This is a genomic window from Streptomyces sp. NPDC102270 (genome assembly GCF_044766405.1).
Lineage (GTDB): Bacteria > Actinomycetota > Actinomycetes > Streptomycetales > Streptomycetaceae > Streptomyces.
Map to the genome: position 1 here is coordinate 1 of NZ_JBIWLX010000003.1, position 15,503 is coordinate 15,503.

Genomic DNA, 15,503 nt, shown 5'->3' on the forward strand with positions numbered 1-15,503 from the left:
GAGAGGAACTGCAGCCCGGGACGGGCCAGTTCCGCCCGGATCGCCATCGCCAGCGCCCCGCCGACCAGAAAGAAGCAGAACGAAGTGATCAGATACAGATGCCCGATCTTCTTGTGATCGGTCGTACTCAGCCAGGAAACAACCACCTGCCCCCGGCTCCGACGCCCAGCCGCCGGGACCGGAGCGACCGGTTCGGTGTGTGTCGCCATCTGCCCGCCCTACGGTGCCTTGTGGAGTATTCGTGTAGGGCGCTGTGTAACCAGCCTGCCGAAGGCCATTCATCGAACTTTTCGCACGGCCCGGCAGGCTTCCTCTCAGCCACCGGCGGAGCCGCTCTCCTCGTCCGTGTTCTCCGTGTCCTCAATGTCGTCACCCTCCGCCTGCGAGGGAGTCGTCCGGGGCACCTCACGCCGCCCGGATGTCTCCTCCCGCTCGGCGTCCGGCGTGGTCTCCTGGCGCTCGCCCTCCGCCTGGGACGGGGTCTGCTCACTCATGGTCGCCTCCCTCTCGGGGTTCGTGGTGCTCGTGCGGGTGGCCATTCCGCCGCTCACGACGCCTTCCCGTCAGCGGCTCGCAGCCAGGCGCCGATCCAGCCGCTCTGCATCGCCGCGTCGAGGAGGTACGTCGGCCGGATCCGCCCTTTCGGTACATAGACCAGGTCAACCGCCAGCAGGGTCAGGGCGGTGCCGAGGCCGATGCGGCGGGCCTGGGCCGGGCCGTGCGGACCGGGAGCCGCGGCGAGCTGGGCGACGCCCGCGGAGACGAGCAGCCCGCCCGTCGTCATCTGCAGCCACACGTCCGTCTTCGGACCGAAGACCCATTCGAAACTGCGCAGATGAACCAGCGGCCACAGACCGCCCACGATGTTGAAGAGACCGTGCGTGACCGCGAGGGTGTCCGCCGTGCCCCGCGTGCTCGTCCTGCCCATGCGCCGCTCCCTGTCCGGACGGCCGGGTACCCCCGGCGGGCGTCCCTCACTCCGGGGCCAGTTCCACCGTGGTCGTGACGCGGGTGAGGGAGGGCCTCCTCGGCACGGACCCGAACCCGAACCGCACGGGCGGGACGACGGGTGCCACCGCACCGATGTCGTCGCCCTCGAAGACCCCCGCCACCGCGTCGATCGGCCGCAGGTCCCGGGCTCCGTACCACTCCCGGCGCCCCGCACCCGCGCTGCCACGGGTACGCACACCCGGCATCAGCACACGGGCGGGAACGGAGATGAGCGTGCACCAGGCCGGCTGCCGGGCGAGAACACCGGGCACCGCGCGCAGCACCAGCCCGAGGAGTCGTCGACGGCCCGTCGTGAAACGCAGGTTCAGCGGCCCGGCCGTGACACTCCAGGTCCGGCCGGAGACCCGCACGTCGACCGGGACGACACGCACGGTGTCGAAGACGTACGTGCGGCTGACGAAGTCCGCCGTCTGCCGGGTGGGGGCGAGCAACAGCCGTTCCCCGTCGGGCCGTTCCAGCATCACATCGCTGAACGGCCCGAACGGCGACCGCGGCCAGTACCCCAGCACGACACGGGTCCCGGAGGCCGTGCCCAGGCCCGCGATCCAGCCGTCGAAGCGCAGCCGCCCGCTCATGGGAAAAGGGGCCGCGAGGGCCCGAGCCGGACGTGCTCGACCCCGGGGGAGAAGTGCACGACGGGCTCGTCGAGCGGGGCGGGCAGGCCCACCGCGGCGGTCAGCGTCTCCTCCAGCACATCGACGGCCGCCCCGGTCAGCGGCCACGGCTCGTGCTCCACCGGCGTCTCCAGCAGAACCCCCAACCGACGGGTGTACGCCCGCCACCGCGAGGTCAGCCACACGTCGCGCTCGGTCGGCCGGACGGGGTCACCGGGACGCACGTCCAGACGGTACGAGATGCGGCCGGCCCCTCGCGAACCCGTGTACGACACGTTGTCGCCGTCCGTGGCGACGCACAGGTCGCCCAGCGTGTACGGCGCCCCGACGGCACGAGCCGCCAGCATCAGCGGGCAGGCCACCTCGATGGACAGGAACCAGATCCCGTCCCGTCCGTCCTCGCGCCGTACATAGGTCCGCAGGTTGGTCTCGGCGAACGTCGGGAGCCCGGGTACCGAGGCGGGGACACCCGGCGGGCGTACGTCCGCCATCACGAACGGCGTGAAACCCACCCACGCCGCCCCGTCGTACTCGTCCACGGCCAGTTCCCGGGGCAGGAGAGCCTGCACGGCCTCAGGGCGGAACGGCCAGTGCACGAAGGTCTGCCGCAGCCACCTGGCCCGCAGGGCCGGCACCCGCACCCGCTGTTCCGCTCCGTAGGAAACCACGGGCGCCGGGTCCCCGACCGAGGACGCCGGAAACGCACAGGCCACGGGGCGGGCCGTAACCGTCGTAGCCGGAGCGAGGCCCCCCGGCTGTGGCGATGGTCACGAACTCCGCCGGGCCGAAGGCGGGACGCCGGACCCGCAGTAAAATCCCTCAACAGCCCTTGACCTGCAAAAACGCAGGCAGGGAGCCTACGTTCAGGAGTGCTCCGATGCTGCGCACCATGTTCAAGTCCAAGATCCACCGAGCCACCGTCACCCAGGCCGACCTGCACTACGTGGGATCGGTGACCATCGACGCGGATCTGCTCGACGCCGCCGACCTGCTGCCCGGTGAGCTCGTCCACATCGTCGACATCACCAACGGCGCCCGGCTGGAGACGTACGTCATCGAGGGCGAGCGCGGTTCCGGGGTGATCGGCATCAACGGTGCCGCCGCCCATCTCGTCCACCCCGGAGATCTGGTGATCATCATCAGTTACGCTCAGGTGACCGACGCCGAGGCGCGGGCACTCGAACCCCGGGTCGTGCACGTGGACCGCGACAACCGCGTCGTCGCCCTGGGGGCCGATCCGTCCGAGCCGGTACCGGGTTCGGACCAGGAGCGCAGCCCGCAGGCGGTGCCGGCCTGACCTGCTCGACGACCTTCGGACCAGGAGCGTGCCCATGAGCGACATCGAGATCCGCGACGACCGACAGGCCGGACGGCTGGAGGCTTTCGGTCCCGGGGGAGGCGAAGTCGTCGGCCACATCCAGTACTTCGTCCTCGAATCACCCGAGCGCGCCCTGGTCCCGGTCCACACCATCGTGGAACCGGCCCACGAGGGGCAGGGCATCGCGGGCTCCCTGGCCCGCGAGCTCTACGGCATCGCGGCCCGCGAGGGTGTCTCCGTCGCCCCGCTCTGCCCGTACGTCGTCAAGTGGGCCGAACGCCACCCCGACGAGGCACCCGCGGTGAGCCCGGAGCTGCTTCGCGCGGCGAAGGAGTGGCTGGCGGCCCACCCCGAGGGGTTCTGAGCCGAGAGCCCACCCGGGTGACTGCGGTTGCCGCCCACGGGTACGCGGGGGAGTAGTCCAGAGCCGACGTCGACCGATTGGCCGGAGGACCTCATGACCAACCCGTACCCCGACCCCGTCCCGCCGGGTCCCACTCCGGGTCCCACTCCGGGCCCCGGCCCGGTCCCCACGCCTCCGGGCCCCGCCCCGGAGCCCCCCTCACCTCCGGACCCGGACCCGGCTCCGGGCCCGGGCCCGGCCCCCGACCCGTCGCCGTCCCCGGTCCCACCGGGCCCGGAGCCGGTGCCGAACCCCGAGCCGGGGCCACCGCTCAGCTGACGGCAACCATGTGAACACAGTGGAGGAGGGCCACCGGACGGTGGCCCTCCTCCATGCCGGAGCTCAGGCGACGCTCAGCCGGTCACCTCGGACCGGTCCCCGCCCCACAGCGTGTGGAACGAGCCGTCCCGGTCCGTGCGCCGGTAGGTGTGCGCTCCGAAGAAGTCCCGCTGCCCCTGCGTGAGCGCCGCGGGCAGCCGCTCGGCGCGCAGCGCGTCGTAGTAGGCCAGCGCCGCCGCGAAGCCCGGCGTCGGCACGCCCTGCCGGGTCGCCGCGACGATGACCTCGCGCCAGTCGTCCTGGGCGTCGGCGATCTCCTGCGCGAAGGTGTCGTCGGAGAGCAGGCTCGGCAGGTCCGCGCGCGTGTCGTAGGCGGACCGGATGCGGTCCAGGAAGGCCGCGCGGATGATGCAGCCACCGCGCCAGATCGCCGAGACGGCACCCAGGTCGATGTCCCAGTCGTACTCCTCACGGGCCGCCGCGATCTCGTGGAAGCCCTGCGTGTACGACACGATCTTCGAGGCGTACAGCGCCTGCTCGACACGGTCCGCGAAGGCACCCGCCTCCGACTCGCTCAGCGGCGACGCCTTGGGCCCGGCCAGACCGCGGGACGCCTCCCGCAGTTCCGCGTGCCCCGAGAGCGACCGCGCGAAGACCGCCTCCGCGATGCCCGACACCGGGACACCCAGGTCCAGGGCGATCTGCACGGTCCAACGGCCCGTGCCCTTCTGCTCGGCCTGGTCCACCACGACGTCCACGAACGGCTTGCCCGTCGCCGCGTCCACGTGGGAGAGCACCTCGGCCGTGATCTCGATCAGGTACGAGTCCAGGCGGCCCGTGTTCCAGGTGCGGAAGATGTCGGCGATCTGACTGGGGGAGTACCCGGCCACGTCCCGCAGCAACTGGTAGGCCTCGCCGATGAGTTGCATGTCGGCGTACTCGATGCCGTTGTGGACCATCTTCACGAAGTGCCCGGCACCGTCAGGGCCGACGTGCGTCACACAGGGCGCCCCGTCCGCGGCCTTCGCGGAGATCTTCTCCAGCATCGGGCCGAGAGAGTCGTACGACTCCTTCGGGCCGCCCGGCATGATGCTCGGTCCGTTGAGCGCGCCCTCCTCGCCGCCGGAGACGCCCATGCCCACGAAGTGGATGCCCTGCTCGCGCAGGTCGCGCTCCCGGCGCCGGGTGTCCGCGAAGTGCGCGTTGCCGCCGTCGATGATCATGTCGCCGGGCTCGAGCAGCGGCGCGAACTCCTGGATCACCGCGTCGGTCGGCTCACCGGCCTTCACCATGATGACCAGACGGCGGGGCCGCTCCAGCGCCGCCACGAACTCCTTGGCGGTCTCGGCCGCGATGAAGTCGCCCTCGGAGCCGAACTCCTCGACCAGGGCGTGCGTACGCGACGCGGTCCGGTTGTGGAGGGCGACCGTATAGCCGTTGCGGGCGAAGTTGCGGGCGAGGTTGCGGCCCATGACCGCGAGGCCCGTGACGCCGATCTGCGCTGTGTTGCTCATACCGCCTGCTCCCAAAAGATCCTGTGGATCGCGTAGGTCATGTATCGCTGCTGCAAGTCGTGCTTGTCAGTATCGTCCACCGGTCATCCTGGCCTGTCGGAGGACTGTCCGCACACCAGGGATACGGTTCGGGCGCCTCGTTGCGTTCAGCCGGAGACATCGGTCCGGCACGCGCCCCCACGCGGCTGGTTGCCGTCTTGTCATGGCCTGTTCGTGGCGCTTACTTTTGCCCCTCCTGACGCATGTTGTAGGGGGAGGCCTCCATGGCCGTACGCGGCCGGCACCGCCGGTATCAGCCGAACAGGATCAACCGTGCCTCGCTCACCGTCACCGCCGGCGGCGTCGGCATCGCGGTCCCGCTCATCGGCACCGGCACCGCCCACGCCGCCGACATGGACACCTGGAACAAGGTCGCCGCGTGCGAGTCCAGCAGCAACTGGAGCATCAACACCGGCAACGGCTACTACGGCGGGCTCCAGTTCACCCAGTCCACCTGGGAGGCGTACGGCGGCGCCCGGTACGCGGGGCGAGCGGATCTGGCCACCAGGGACCAGCAGATCGCCGTGGCCGAGAAGGTGCTGGACGGACAGGGACCGGGAGCCTGGCCGGCGTGCTCGGTGCGGGCCGGGCTGACGCGCGGGGGCTCCACCCCGGACATCCAGCCGCTGACGAAGAAGACGGCTTCGGGCCAGGGCGTTCAGCCGCTCACCAGGAAGACCGCCTCCGTGCGGGACGTCCAGCCGCAGACCACCCCGCAGTCGCGGGCCGGGTCCGCCGAGATGTACACCGTGGTCCGGGGCGACTCGCTCTCCGGGATCGCCGACGCCCACAAGGTCCGGGGCGGCTGGCGGGGGCTGTACTCCGCCAACCGGCAGACGGTCGGGGCCGATCCCGACCTGATCCTGCCCGGACAGCGGCTGACACTGCGCGCCACCGTCGCCACGCCGACCACCACCGGCCACACCTCGACGAAGAAGACGTCCTCCGACACCGACGAGAAGAGCAAGAAGAGCAAGGAGAGCAAGAAGACCGAGACGGCCTCGGACACGGGCCTGGTGGCCCCCGTGCACGCCTCCCTCGGCACCCCGTACCGCAAGGCGGGCTCTGCCTGGTCGAAGGGCTACCACACCGGCGTCGACTTCCCGGTGCCCACCGGGACGTCCGTGAAGGCGGTCGCGGCCGGGAAGGTCGTCACCTCGGGGTGGGGCGGCTCCTTCGGCTACCAGGTGGTGATCCGGCACGCCGACGGCCGCTACACGCAGTACGCCCACCTGTCCGCGATCTCCGTGAAGGCAGGGCAGTCGGTGGGCGGCGGGCAGCGCATCGGCCGTTCGGGCTCCACCGGCAACAGCTCGGGCCCGCATCTGCACTTCGAGGTGCGGACGGGGCCCGGCTTCGGTTCCGACGTCGACCCGGTGGCGTATCTCCGGGCCGGTGGCATCAGGATCTGACCCGGGTCCGGTGCCGGTCCAGGACGGGCATCGGGATGTACGCGGCGCCGTAGAAGGGGCCGTAGTACGCCGGGGGCTCACCGCCCGGGTCCGGGAGTTCCTCGGCCGAGCCGTCCCTCGGCGCCGTCTCGGGCGCGGCGGGGGACGGCACCAGCAACTCCTCGCGCAGGGCGGCGACCTGCTCGACGAGCACGCCCTCGCGCACGAGAGCGTCGGCCGGTTCCTCGGCGGGCGCCGGGACGAACACGTCCCCGTCGTCGAGGAGCGCGGCCTCCGACGGCTCGGCGTGGGTGCGCTGGATCCGCTCCGTCGTCAGCAGGATCAGCCCGCCCGCCGCCACCACACCGCAGCTCAGGGCGAGCGCGGTGCCCGTGGTGCCGTAGCGGAAGGTTTCTCCGAACATCGTGATGCCGACCACCGCCGCCACCACCGGGTTCACGACCGTCAGGGTCGCCAGCGGGGCCGCGAGACCGGCGCCGCGGTAGGAGGCCTGCGACAGCATCAGTCCGGCGGTGGCCAGGACACCGATCGCGATCAGCGAGGGCAGGTCCGCCGCCGACACGCCGCCGTCCCAGTCGACGGCGACCGTCTTGGTGAACACCGAGGACATCCCGAACGCTATGCCGGACGCGGTCGCGAGCAGCACGCTGCGCACCACCGGGTGTCGGTGCGCGGCCCGGCCCGCGATCATCAGCGCGACCACCGCGGCGGCCGTCACCAGCCCGGCGAACAGCCGCTGGGCCGTGCTCAGCGAGTGCGCGTCGGACGTTCCCACCAGGGAGAGCAGACCGGCCAGACCCACCGTCGCCATGATCGCGCCCCGCCAGGCGGTGGCCCCGGCCCTGCGGCCGACGAACAGCGCGGCCATCGGCAGCGCGAACACGATCGTCAGGGCGCCCAGCGGCTGGACCAGGCTGAGCGGCCCGTAGGCCAGCGCCACCACGTGCAGCAGTCCGCCCAGGCCGTTCAGCGCGACCGCCGCCCACCAGCTCGGCCGGCGCAGCGGCGCGTACTGCTCGTCCGGGTGCGACACCGCGACCTGCTCCTGCACGATCGCTCCGCCCGCGTAGGCGACGGCGGAGACGAGGGACAGGAGCACGGACAACGCGAGGGCACTCATGAGCTGCTCCTCTGCGTGAGGCGGGGGCTGGCTGCCCGGCGCGACGAACGGTCGTCTTCCATGACCAACACGATGCCCGGAAAAGTTCTTCCCGTCGTCGTACCTGAGCAGGCAATGGGTCCTACTGCCGATGGAGTACTAAAGGGTCCATGTCCTCCCCAAGGCGGGTGACACGGGGTGGAGGCCCCCTGGTGGGTACCCCTACGGGCCTTGGTACTACTGCTGGTCGTGGACCTCGACCCGGAACTCGCGGCGCTGCGACCGCTCGGCGCCTTCTTCGTCCTGCGCACGATCGGCGGCACTGCCGCGCCATCGCGCCAGGCGCTGCCGACCCTCGCACAAGTCTACGAGAACCGAGGATCGGATGTTTACCGAAATACCCTGACTTTTCGGGTTCGGAAGGTCGCCGGGGCCCTGCGTGCCCCCGAGCCCCGGATCGCGGCCTCCATCGCCCACCAGGGTCTCGCGGCCCGGCTGTGGTCGGTGGCGCTCGGCTGCGCGGTCGTGTACGGCCGGATTCCCGACCTCGCGCCCCGGCGGCTGCACTGGGACCCCGACGCGAGCGCCCCCGACGACCTGTGGCTGGACGACGTCGAGCCGTTGCCGGGCGACGCCGAGACCCTCGCCGACATCGTGCTGCACGGCCATCTCGAACCGCTGGCGGCGGCGCTGCACGCCGAGTACCGGCTCGCCACCGGACTGCTGTGGGGCAACGCCGGATCGGCGCTCGCGGGCGCCGCCCGTCAGCTGCTGGCCCACCGCCCGGACGCCCACGCGCGCACCCGCGACCTCACGGCAGGGCTCCTCGCCCACCCGCTGCTCACCGGCACGCTCGACAGCAGCACCCTGCGCCGCCGCAGCTGCTGTCTGTACTACCGGTTGCCGGGAGGTGGTGTGTGCGGTGACTGTTGCTTCACACGAGCCCCGCGCTCTTCCCCGCGCGGCGCATCTGGGTGACCATGAAAGCCAATCAGCCGCTGAGACAGGGGGTAACGGGTGCGAGTGGGCCTGCTGACCCGGGAGTACCCGCCGGACGTGTACGGCGGCGCGGGTGTCCATGTCGAGTTCCTGGCCCGCGAGCTGAGGTCCCTCGTCGACCTCGACGTGCAATGCTGGGGCGAGGTCTCCCTGAAGGAGCGGGCCGCGGGAGTGATCCGGCACCGGCCCTGGTCCGCGCTGGACACCGCCAACGACGCGCTGCGCACCTTCTCCGTGGACCTCTCCATGGCCGCCGGCCTCGAAGACCGCGAACTGGTCCACTCGCACACCTGGTACGCCAACCTCGCCGGCCACCTCGGCAAACTGCTGCACGGCATCCCGCACGTCATGACCGCCCACTCCCTGGAGCCCCTGCGCCCCTGGAAGGCCGAGCAGCTCGGCGGCGGATACGCGCTGTCCAGCTGGGCCGAGCGCACCGCGATCGAGTCCGCCGACGCGGTGATCGCCGTGTCGGGAGCCATGCGCGAGGACATCCTCGGCTGCTACCCGGCGCTGGATCCGGCCAAGGTCCACATCGTGCACAACGGCATCGACACCGCCCTGTACCGGCCCGACCACGGCACCGAGGTACTGGACCGCATCGGCCTGGACCGCGATCGCCCGTTCGTGCTGTTCGTCGGCCGCATCACCCGCCAGAAGGGCGTGCCGCACCTGCTGCGCGCGGTGCGGGACATCGACCCGGCCGCGCAGGTCGTGCTGTGCGCGGGAGCCCCGGACACTCCGGAGATCGACCGCGAGTTCCGCGAGCTCTTCCAGGAGCTGAGCCGGGTCCGGGAGGGCGTGTACTGGATCCCGCAGATGCTGCCGCGCCCCGAGGTGATCCAGCTGCTGACCCACGCGGCCGTGTTCGTCTGCCCGTCGGTGTACGAACCCCTCGGCATCGTCAACCTGGAGGCGATGGCCTGCGGCACTCCCGTGGTGGCATCGCGGGTCGGCGGTATCCCCGAGGTCGTGGACGACGGCAGGACCGGACTGCTGGTGACCGTGGACGACACGTTCGAGACGGCCCTCGCCGGGGCACTCGACTCGGTGATCGGCGATCCGGCGACGGCACGGCGGATGGGCGAGGCGGGCCGGGAGCGCGCGGTGGGCGAGTTCGGCTGGGACGCGGTCGCCCGGCGTACGGTTCGGCTGTACGAGGAGATCGTCAAACAGGCGTAGCGAGCCCCGGGCAAGGGCAAGCATGGGTCACAAACCAGGGTGAGGGGAGCGGCCATGCGTCGTGGCGGACCTTCGGTGCTCGGCATCGTACTCGCGGGCGGAGAGGGCAAACGCCTGATGCCCTTGACCACAGACCGCGCCAAGCCGGCGGTCACCTTCGGAGGAACGTATCGGCTGGTCGACTTCGTCCTGTCCAACCTCGTCAACGCCGACATCCTGCGCATCTGCGTGCTCACGCAGTACAAGTCGCACTCGCTGGACCGGCACATCACGACCACCTGGCGGATGTCGAGCCTGCTGGGCAACTACATCACGCCGGTGCCCGCCCAGCAGCGCCTCGGACCACGCTGGTACCTGGGCAGCGCGGACGCGATCCTGCAGTCCCTGAACCTGCTCTACGACGAAAGGCCCGAGTACGTCGCGGTCTTCGGCGCCGACCACGTGTACCGCATGGACCCGCGCCAGATGCTCGCGCAGCACATCGAGTCCGGCGCGGGCGTCACGGTGGCCGGGATCCGCGTCCCGCGCTCCGAGTCCCCCTCGTTCGGGGTGATCTCCCCGGGCTCGGACGGCCTCACGGTGGAACGCTTCCTGGAGAAGCCCGCCGACCCGCCCGGCCTCACGGACGACCCGGAGCGCGTGTTCGCCTCCATGGGCAACTACATCTTCACCACCAAGGCCCTCATCGAGGCGCTCCAGCGGGACTCCGAGGACGAGCACTCCGTGCACGACATGGGCGGCTCGATCCTCCCGCAGCTCACCGACCGCGGCGAAGCCCAGCTCTACGACTTCAGCGCCAACCACGTACCGGGTGAGACCACCCGAGACCAGGGCTACTGGCGGGACGTCGGCACCCTGGACGCCTACTACGACGCCCACATGGACCTGATCGCCGAGCGCCCCGCCTTCAACCTCTACAACCGGCAGTGGCCCATCTACACCCACTCCGGTCAGCTCTCCCCGGCCCGCTTCAACTCCGGCGGCATCGCCAGCGAGTCCATCATCAGCGCGGGCTGCCTGATCCGGGGCCAGGTCACCCGGTCCGTGCTCTCACCCGGCGTCCTGGTCGACCCGGGGGCCGTCGTCCAGGGCTCGGTGCTGCACGACAACGTCAAGATCGGGCGGGGCGCGGTGGTCCGCGGCGCCGTCCTGGACAAGAACGTCGAGGTCCCGCCGGGCGCCACGATCGGCGTGAACCCGGAGCGGGACGCGGAGCTCTACACCGTGTCCAAGGGCGGGGTGATCGCGCTCGGGAAGGGCCAGCTCGTGTCCTAGGGCCTGTCGTCACATTCCCGCCTGCCTCGCGACGCCATGCACGCCCTCTCGCCGCACGGGCCACAGACCCACGTACAAAACCAGTGAGGGCCTGCGTCCGGCACGCCGAGAGCACGCACCTACTCGGACATCGGCCGCTGCCGCGGCGGGCGCGAGGCCCCGCCCTCTGGGCGGACGACGGGAATGTGACGGCAGGCCCTCGCCGGTCCGCCGGGTCAGTCCTGTCCTCGCAGGGACTGGAAGTTCTTCATGATCACTTCACTGGTCCTGCGCAGCTCGTCCGAGGGGCTGATCTGCAGGTACTCGCTGCCCGGCTCGGTGTGGACGGGCACATGTCCCGCGGGGGCGTAGAACGCGTCGCCCTCGTGGTACACCTCGTCGTGGTCCGCGAAGTGGAAGGTGAGTTCGCCCCGGAAGACGTAGCCCCAGTGCGGGCACTGGCACCGGTCGTCGGGCAGCCCCTTGAGTAGAGGCCGGTGGTCGACGTCCTCGCGGAATGTCAGGAAGTCGACCGTGTAGTCGCCGAACTCCTCGGCGCGGTCGACGACCGCCCCGAAGTCGCCGCCCTGAGTGGCCGTGTCGCGGGAAACCTTCGGCATCTCCGTCGCCTTCTTCCGGCAGGGGAGGTTTCTCTTGTGCCCATTGTCCCGCGCGCGGGGGGCCGACGGCATGCGCTGGGCGGACTTGTGTCCCTGGGCGGAGGCCGGAATCCGTGGACGCGGCGTACGAGCGCGAGATGAAGCAGGTGATCGACGAGCACATCAGCGCTCCGTCGGTCGTCAAGTGGGTGAGCTTCAACGAGGGCGGGAGACAGTGCGACCTCGGCCGGATCGCCGAGCAGGCCAAGGCCTGGGACCAGACCCGCCTCGTCAACAACCAGTCGGGGCTCAGCCTCGGCGCCGACGGCAACGCCGGCGACATCATGGACGAGCACGGCTGTCCCAGCCCCGCCCTGCCACCCCACCCGGACCGCAGACGCGCCCTGGTCAGTGGCGAGTACGGCGGCCTGGGTCTTGCGGTGCCCGGACACGCTTGGTCGATCCAGCAGTCGTACGTCTGCCGAGGCGGCAGGGGGGCCGTCTACACCCAGATCTCGGATGTCGAGGGTGAGCTGAACGGGCTGCTCACCTACGACCGCGAGGTCCTGAAACCGGACGCCGAACGGGTCAGGTCCGCGCACCGGGCCCTCATCCGGGATGCCTCCCGGGCGACTCCGGCCGGGTGCTGATCACCCACCGGCGGCCACGTCAGCAGCATGTGTCCCGCCCCCTTTCTCCGGGGGGCGGACTTAATCTGCTGTTAACTGTGCGTAGCTTGATCGTACTTGACCGTAATCGCCGGAGGGCGATTGACTGACTGACCCACCCGTTGTCGACGCGAGGCAAGCCATTGACATCTGACCTGCTGGCCCCTCTCGACCTGGCGTTCTGGAACATGGAGTCCGCCGAGCACCCGATGCACCTGGGAGCGCTCGGCGTCTTCACGGCGCACTCGCCCACCGCGGGCGCCCACGCGGCCGACCTGCTCGCGGGCCGGGCCGCCGCCGTGCCCGGCCTGCGGATGCGGATCCGGGACGTGTGGCCGCTCGGCTTCCCGTACGCCTTCGGGGGAGCCGCCCGCGTCCCCGACCCCGACTTCGACCCGCTCCGGCACGTCCTGCTGCACGCCCCGACCGCGGACTTCCACAGCGAGGCCGGCCGGCTCATGCAGCGGCCGCTGGACCGTGAACGGCCGCCTTGGGAGGCGCATGTGCTGCCCGGGGAGGACGGCGTCTCCTTCGCCGTGCTCTTCAAGTTCCACCACGCCCTGGCCGACGGACTGCGGGCACTGACGCTCGCCGCCGCCGTCCTGGACCCGATGGACCTGCCCGCACGCAGGCCACGTCCCGAGGAGCCCGCTAAGGGCCTGCTCCCGGACGTGCGCAAGCTGCCCGACCTCGTCCGGGGTGCCGTCTCCGACCTGGGCCGGGCCCTCGACATCGGCGCCTCCGTCGCCCTGTCCTCCCTGGGCGCGCGCTCCTCCGCCGCACTCGTCTCCGAGCCGAGCGGTACCCGGCGCACCGCCGGAGTCGTCGTCGACCTCGACGACGTGCACATCGTCCGCAAGAGCCGCGGCGGCACCGTCAACGACGTGCTGATCGCGGTCGTCGCGGGCGCCCTGCGCCGCTGGCTGGACGAGCGCGGCGACGGCAGCGAGGGCGTGGCCCCCCGCGCCCTGATCCCCGTCTCCCGGCGTCGGCCGCGCACCGCGCACCCCCAGGGCAACCGGCTCTCCGGGTATCTGATGAGGCTCCCGGTCGACGACCCCGACCCGCTGGGCCGCCTCGACACGGTCCGCACGGCCATGGACCGCAACAAGGACGCGGGCCCCAACCGGGGCGCGGGAGCGGTCGCCCTGCTCGCCGACCACGTCCCGGCCCTCGGCCACCGCCTCGGCGGGCCGCTGGCCGGTCAGGGGGCCCGGTTGTGGTTCGACATCCTCGTCACCAGCGTCCCGCTGCCCGGCATCGGCCTGAAGCTCGGCGGCAACCCGGTCACCGAGGTCTATCCGTTCGCCCCGCTCGCCCGCGGCCAGTCCCTCGCGGTCGCCATCTCGACGTACCGGGGACAGGTCCACTACGGCCTCGTCGCCGACGCGGAAGCGGTCCCCGACCTGGACCTGCTGGCGCGAGCCCTGAGCGAGGAGGTGAAGGAACTGCTGATCGCCTGCGGCTCTTGATCGTTTCCGGTTTGCGGGTCGGGCCCGGCGCTGAAGTAAAATTCCGCGTTCGACCAGCGGACGCGGCCACAGCCGCACGGGTGATCAGGAAAGCGGCAGCGCGATGACGGTGACAGAGGACGGTTCGGCGACGACCATGGACGAGGTCGTGCGCGAGCCCGGTGACGAGGTCGTATACGGCCCCGGCATCGACCCTGAGCGGCTGGCCGTCTGTCTCGGCGTGCTCGAGGAGCTCGACAAGCTGGAGGTCGACCACCCCGACGCGATCGCCGTGCGCCGGGCCACCGCCGCGGTCTACCGCACCGTGAAGCAGCGCCGCCGGCAGGAGCGCCGGGCCGCCAAGACCGCCCACGACAAGGCGGTCACGGAGGCCACGGCGACCGGCTCCGCCCAGCGCATCGACGACGAGACCGAGGGCATCCTGCCGCGGTCGGTGACCGAGGAGGGCCGGGTCGCGGGGATACTCCAGCGCCCGCGCTCCTGCTACACCTGCAAGACCCGGTACGTCGAGGTCGACTACTTCTACCACCAGCTCTGTCCGGACTGCGCCGCCCTGAACCGCGCCAAGCGCGACGTCCGCGCCGACCTCACCGGCAAGCGCGCCCTGCTCACCGGCGGCCGTGCCAAGATCGGCATGTACATCGCGCTCCGGCTGCTGCGCGACGGCGCGCACACCACCATCACCACCCGATTCCCCAAGGACGCCATCCGCCGCTTCAAGGCCATGGACGACTCCGCGGACTGGATCCACCGCCTGGAGGTCGTCGGCATCGACCTGCGCGACCCGGCCCAGGCCGTGGCCCTCGCCGAGCAGGTCGCCGAGGCGGGCCCCCTCGACATCCTCGTCAACAACGCCACCCAGACCGTACGGCGGCTGCCCTCCGCCTACGCCGCCCTGGTCGACGGCGAGAGCGCCCCGCTGCCCGCCGGTGAACTCCCCGCCCACCACGTCATCGGCGCCTTCGGTTCCGGCGCGGTCGACGGTCTCGCCTCCCTGCCCGCCGGGATCTCCGGCCTCGACGCCCAGCAGGTCGCCGACCTCGCCCTGGTCGCGGGCAACGCCAGCGTGGCCCGGCACCTCGACGGCACCGCCATCGACGCGGGTGGTCTGGTCCCCGACGTCGTCGGCAGCAACACCTGGGTCCAGACCATCGAGCAGATCTCCCCGGTGGAGCTCCTCGAAACCCAGCTGTGCAACTACACGGCACCGTTCATCCTGATCAGCGCGCTGCGCCCGGCCATGGCCGACGCCGCGAGGAAGGCGGGCAGCGGGCGCTCCTACGTCGTGAACGTCTCGGCGATGGAGGGCGTCTTCGGCCGCGGTTACAAGGGCGCGGGCCACCCCAACACCAACGCCGCCAAGGCCGCCATGAACATGGTCACGCGGACCAGCGCCCAGGAGATGTTCCAGACCGACGGCATCCTCATGACCTCGGTCGACACCGGCTGGATCACCGACGAGCGCCCCCACTTCGACAAGCTCCGCCTCGCCGAGGAAGGCTTCCACGCGCCCCTCGACCTGGTCGACGGCGCGGCCCGCGTCTACGACCCGATCGTGCGCGGCGAGGCCGGCGAGGACGTGTACGGGGTCTTTCTGAAGGACTACGCGCCTGGCAAGTGGTGAGCCGCCGACCGTGCGT

At 71.3% G+C, this 15,503-nt stretch carries 15 protein-coding genes and 2 pseudogenes; 9 read left to right on the forward strand and 8 right to left on the reverse strand.

The features are described from left to right. From ACIRP7_RS05310 to ACIRP7_RS05330, 5 genes and pseudogenes are all read right to left on the reverse strand, one after another. A pseudogene (locus ACIRP7_RS05310) lies at positions 1–209 on the reverse strand (cytochrome ubiquinol oxidase subunit I); the annotation flags it as partial. Between the two features lie 105 nt (positions 210–314). Then, complete coding sequence (locus tag ACIRP7_RS05315; RefSeq protein WP_403654287.1) at positions 315–494, reverse strand: hypothetical protein; 180 nt, start codon at positions 492–494, stop codon at positions 315–317. A 53-nt stretch (positions 495–547) separates the two neighbouring features. After that, positions 548–928 carry a hypothetical protein gene (locus ACIRP7_RS05320; protein WP_403654289.1) on the reverse strand — a complete coding sequence of 127 codons (381 nt, stop codon included), beginning with the start codon at positions 926–928 and terminating at the stop codon, positions 548–550. A gap of 46 nt (positions 929–974) precedes the next feature. Next, positions 975–1,586, reverse strand: coding sequence for a hypothetical protein (locus tag ACIRP7_RS05325; RefSeq protein ID WP_403654291.1), 612 nt, complete (start codon positions 1,584–1,586; stop codon positions 975–977). Beyond that, positions 1,583–2,293: a YqjF family protein gene (locus ACIRP7_RS05330; RefSeq protein WP_403654293.1), complete on the reverse strand. Its 711-nt coding sequence runs from the start codon at positions 2,291–2,293 to the stop codon at positions 1,583–1,585. Before ACIRP7_RS05330 ends, ACIRP7_RS05325 begins: the two co-directional genes overlap by 4 nt. Before the next feature lie 209 nt (positions 2,294–2,502). On the opposite strand from ACIRP7_RS05330, the gene panD reads away from it, so the two are divergent. Next, complete coding sequence (gene panD, locus ACIRP7_RS05335) at positions 2,503–2,922, forward strand: aspartate 1-decarboxylase (RefSeq protein WP_393597693.1); 420 nt, start codon at positions 2,503–2,505, stop codon at positions 2,920–2,922. A 34-nt stretch (positions 2,923–2,956) separates the two neighbouring features. Beyond that, the gene (locus ACIRP7_RS05340) at positions 2,957–3,307 is read left to right on the forward strand and encodes a GNAT family N-acetyltransferase (RefSeq protein WP_403654295.1); all 351 of its coding nucleotides are present in this window, start codon (positions 2,957–2,959) and stop codon (positions 3,305–3,307) included. Between the two features lie 392 nt (positions 3,308–3,699). Here the strand turns inward: ACIRP7_RS05340 and gndA are convergent, their stop codons facing one another. Beyond that, positions 3,700–5,139 (reverse strand): NADP-dependent phosphogluconate dehydrogenase, encoded by a 1,440-nt coding sequence (gene gndA, locus ACIRP7_RS05345; RefSeq protein WP_352384416.1) that lies wholly within the window; start codon positions 5,137–5,139, stop codon positions 3,700–3,702. Between the two features lie 263 nt (positions 5,140–5,402). Here gndA and ACIRP7_RS05350 point away from each other — a divergent pair, with 263 nt between their 5' ends. Continuing rightward, positions 5,403–6,590: a transglycosylase family protein gene (locus tag ACIRP7_RS05350; protein WP_403654298.1), complete on the forward strand. Its 1,188-nt coding sequence runs from the start codon at positions 5,403–5,405 to the stop codon at positions 6,588–6,590. On the opposite strand, the gene ACIRP7_RS05355 is transcribed toward ACIRP7_RS05350, so the two are convergent. After that, on the reverse strand, positions 6,580–7,710 hold the full coding sequence (locus ACIRP7_RS05355; RefSeq protein WP_403654300.1) for a DMT family transporter: 1,131 nt from the start codon (positions 7,708–7,710) through the stop codon (positions 6,580–6,582). The two genes, ACIRP7_RS05350 and ACIRP7_RS05355, sit on opposite strands and share 11 nt — an antisense overlap. Before the next feature lie 210 nt (positions 7,711–7,920). Between ACIRP7_RS05355 and ACIRP7_RS05360 the strand changes: the two genes are divergently transcribed. From ACIRP7_RS05360 to glgC, 3 genes are read left to right on the forward strand one after another with little or no spacing between them, the layout of a single operon-like run. After that, positions 7,921–8,667, forward strand: a complete 747-nt coding sequence (locus ACIRP7_RS05360) for a (2Fe-2S)-binding protein (RefSeq protein WP_403654302.1) — start codon at positions 7,921–7,923, stop codon at positions 8,665–8,667. A gap of 39 nt (positions 8,668–8,706) precedes the next feature. Continuing rightward, positions 8,707–9,870, forward strand: coding sequence for a glycogen synthase (gene glgA / locus ACIRP7_RS05365; protein WP_403654304.1), 1,164 nt, complete (start codon positions 8,707–8,709; stop codon positions 9,868–9,870). 54 nt (positions 9,871–9,924) lie between these two features. After that, the gene (gene glgC / locus ACIRP7_RS05370; RefSeq protein WP_390002443.1) at positions 9,925–11,145 is read left to right on the forward strand and encodes a glucose-1-phosphate adenylyltransferase; all 1,221 of its coding nucleotides are present in this window, start codon (positions 9,925–9,927) and stop codon (positions 11,143–11,145) included. A gap of 215 nt (positions 11,146–11,360) precedes the next feature. On the opposite strand, the gene ACIRP7_RS05375 is transcribed toward glgC, so the two are convergent. Further along, complete coding sequence (locus ACIRP7_RS05375) at positions 11,361–11,744, reverse strand: hypothetical protein (RefSeq protein ID WP_390002445.1); 384 nt, start codon at positions 11,742–11,744, stop codon at positions 11,361–11,363. Positions 11,745–11,839: 95 nt separating this feature from the next. Between ACIRP7_RS05375 and ACIRP7_RS05380 the strand changes: the two are divergent. The 3 genes and pseudogenes from ACIRP7_RS05380 to ACIRP7_RS05390 all read left to right on the forward strand — a co-directional run. Then, positions 11,840–12,373 (forward strand): annotated as a pseudogene (locus tag ACIRP7_RS05380) (glycoside hydrolase family 2 TIM barrel-domain containing protein); the annotation flags it as partial. 161 nt (positions 12,374–12,534) lie between these two features. Further along, positions 12,535–13,863, forward strand: coding sequence for a wax ester/triacylglycerol synthase family O-acyltransferase (locus ACIRP7_RS05385; protein WP_403654307.1), 1,329 nt, complete (start codon positions 12,535–12,537; stop codon positions 13,861–13,863). A 103-nt stretch (positions 13,864–13,966) separates the two neighbouring features. Continuing rightward, positions 13,967–15,487, forward strand: a complete 1,521-nt coding sequence (locus ACIRP7_RS05390; protein WP_403654309.1) for an SDR family NAD(P)-dependent oxidoreductase — start codon at positions 13,967–13,969, stop codon at positions 15,485–15,487. Positions 15,488–15,503 lie beyond the last annotated feature (16 nt).

Excerpts from the sequence above, each read along its gene's own strand:
- ACIRP7_RS05315 (WP_403654287.1), bottom strand. The coding sequence starts at position 494 with ATGAGTGAGCAGACCCCGTCCCAGGCGGAGGGCGAGCGCCAGGAGACC.
- ACIRP7_RS05320 (WP_403654289.1), bottom strand. The coding sequence starts at position 928 with ATGGGCAGGACGAGCACGCGGGGCACGGCGGACACCCTCGCGGTCACG.
- ACIRP7_RS05325 (WP_403654291.1), bottom strand. The coding sequence starts at position 1,586 with ATGAGCGGGCGGCTGCGCTTCGACGGCTGGATCGCGGGCCTGGGCACG.
- panD (WP_393597693.1), top strand. The coding sequence starts at position 2,503 with ATGCTGCGCACCATGTTCAAGTCCAAGATCCACCGAGCCACCGTCACC.
- ACIRP7_RS05340 (WP_403654295.1), top strand. The coding sequence starts at position 2,957 with ATGAGCGACATCGAGATCCGCGACGACCGACAGGCCGGACGGCTGGAG.
- gndA (WP_352384416.1), bottom strand. The coding sequence starts at position 5,139 with ATGAGCAACACAGCGCAGATCGGCGTCACGGGCCTCGCGGTCATGGGC.
- ACIRP7_RS05350 (WP_403654298.1), top strand. The coding sequence starts at position 5,403 with ATGGCCGTACGCGGCCGGCACCGCCGGTATCAGCCGAACAGGATCAAC.
- ACIRP7_RS05355 (WP_403654300.1), bottom strand. The coding sequence starts at position 7,710 with ATGAGTGCCCTCGCGTTGTCCGTGCTCCTGTCCCTCGTCTCCGCCGTC.
- glgC (WP_390002443.1), top strand. The coding sequence starts at position 9,925 with ATGCGTCGTGGCGGACCTTCGGTGCTCGGCATCGTACTCGCGGGCGGA.
- ACIRP7_RS05375 (WP_390002445.1), bottom strand. The coding sequence starts at position 11,744 with ATGCCGAAGGTTTCCCGCGACACGGCCACTCAGGGCGGCGACTTCGGG.
- ACIRP7_RS05390 (WP_403654309.1), top strand. The coding sequence starts at position 13,967 with ATGACGGTGACAGAGGACGGTTCGGCGACGACCATGGACGAGGTCGTG.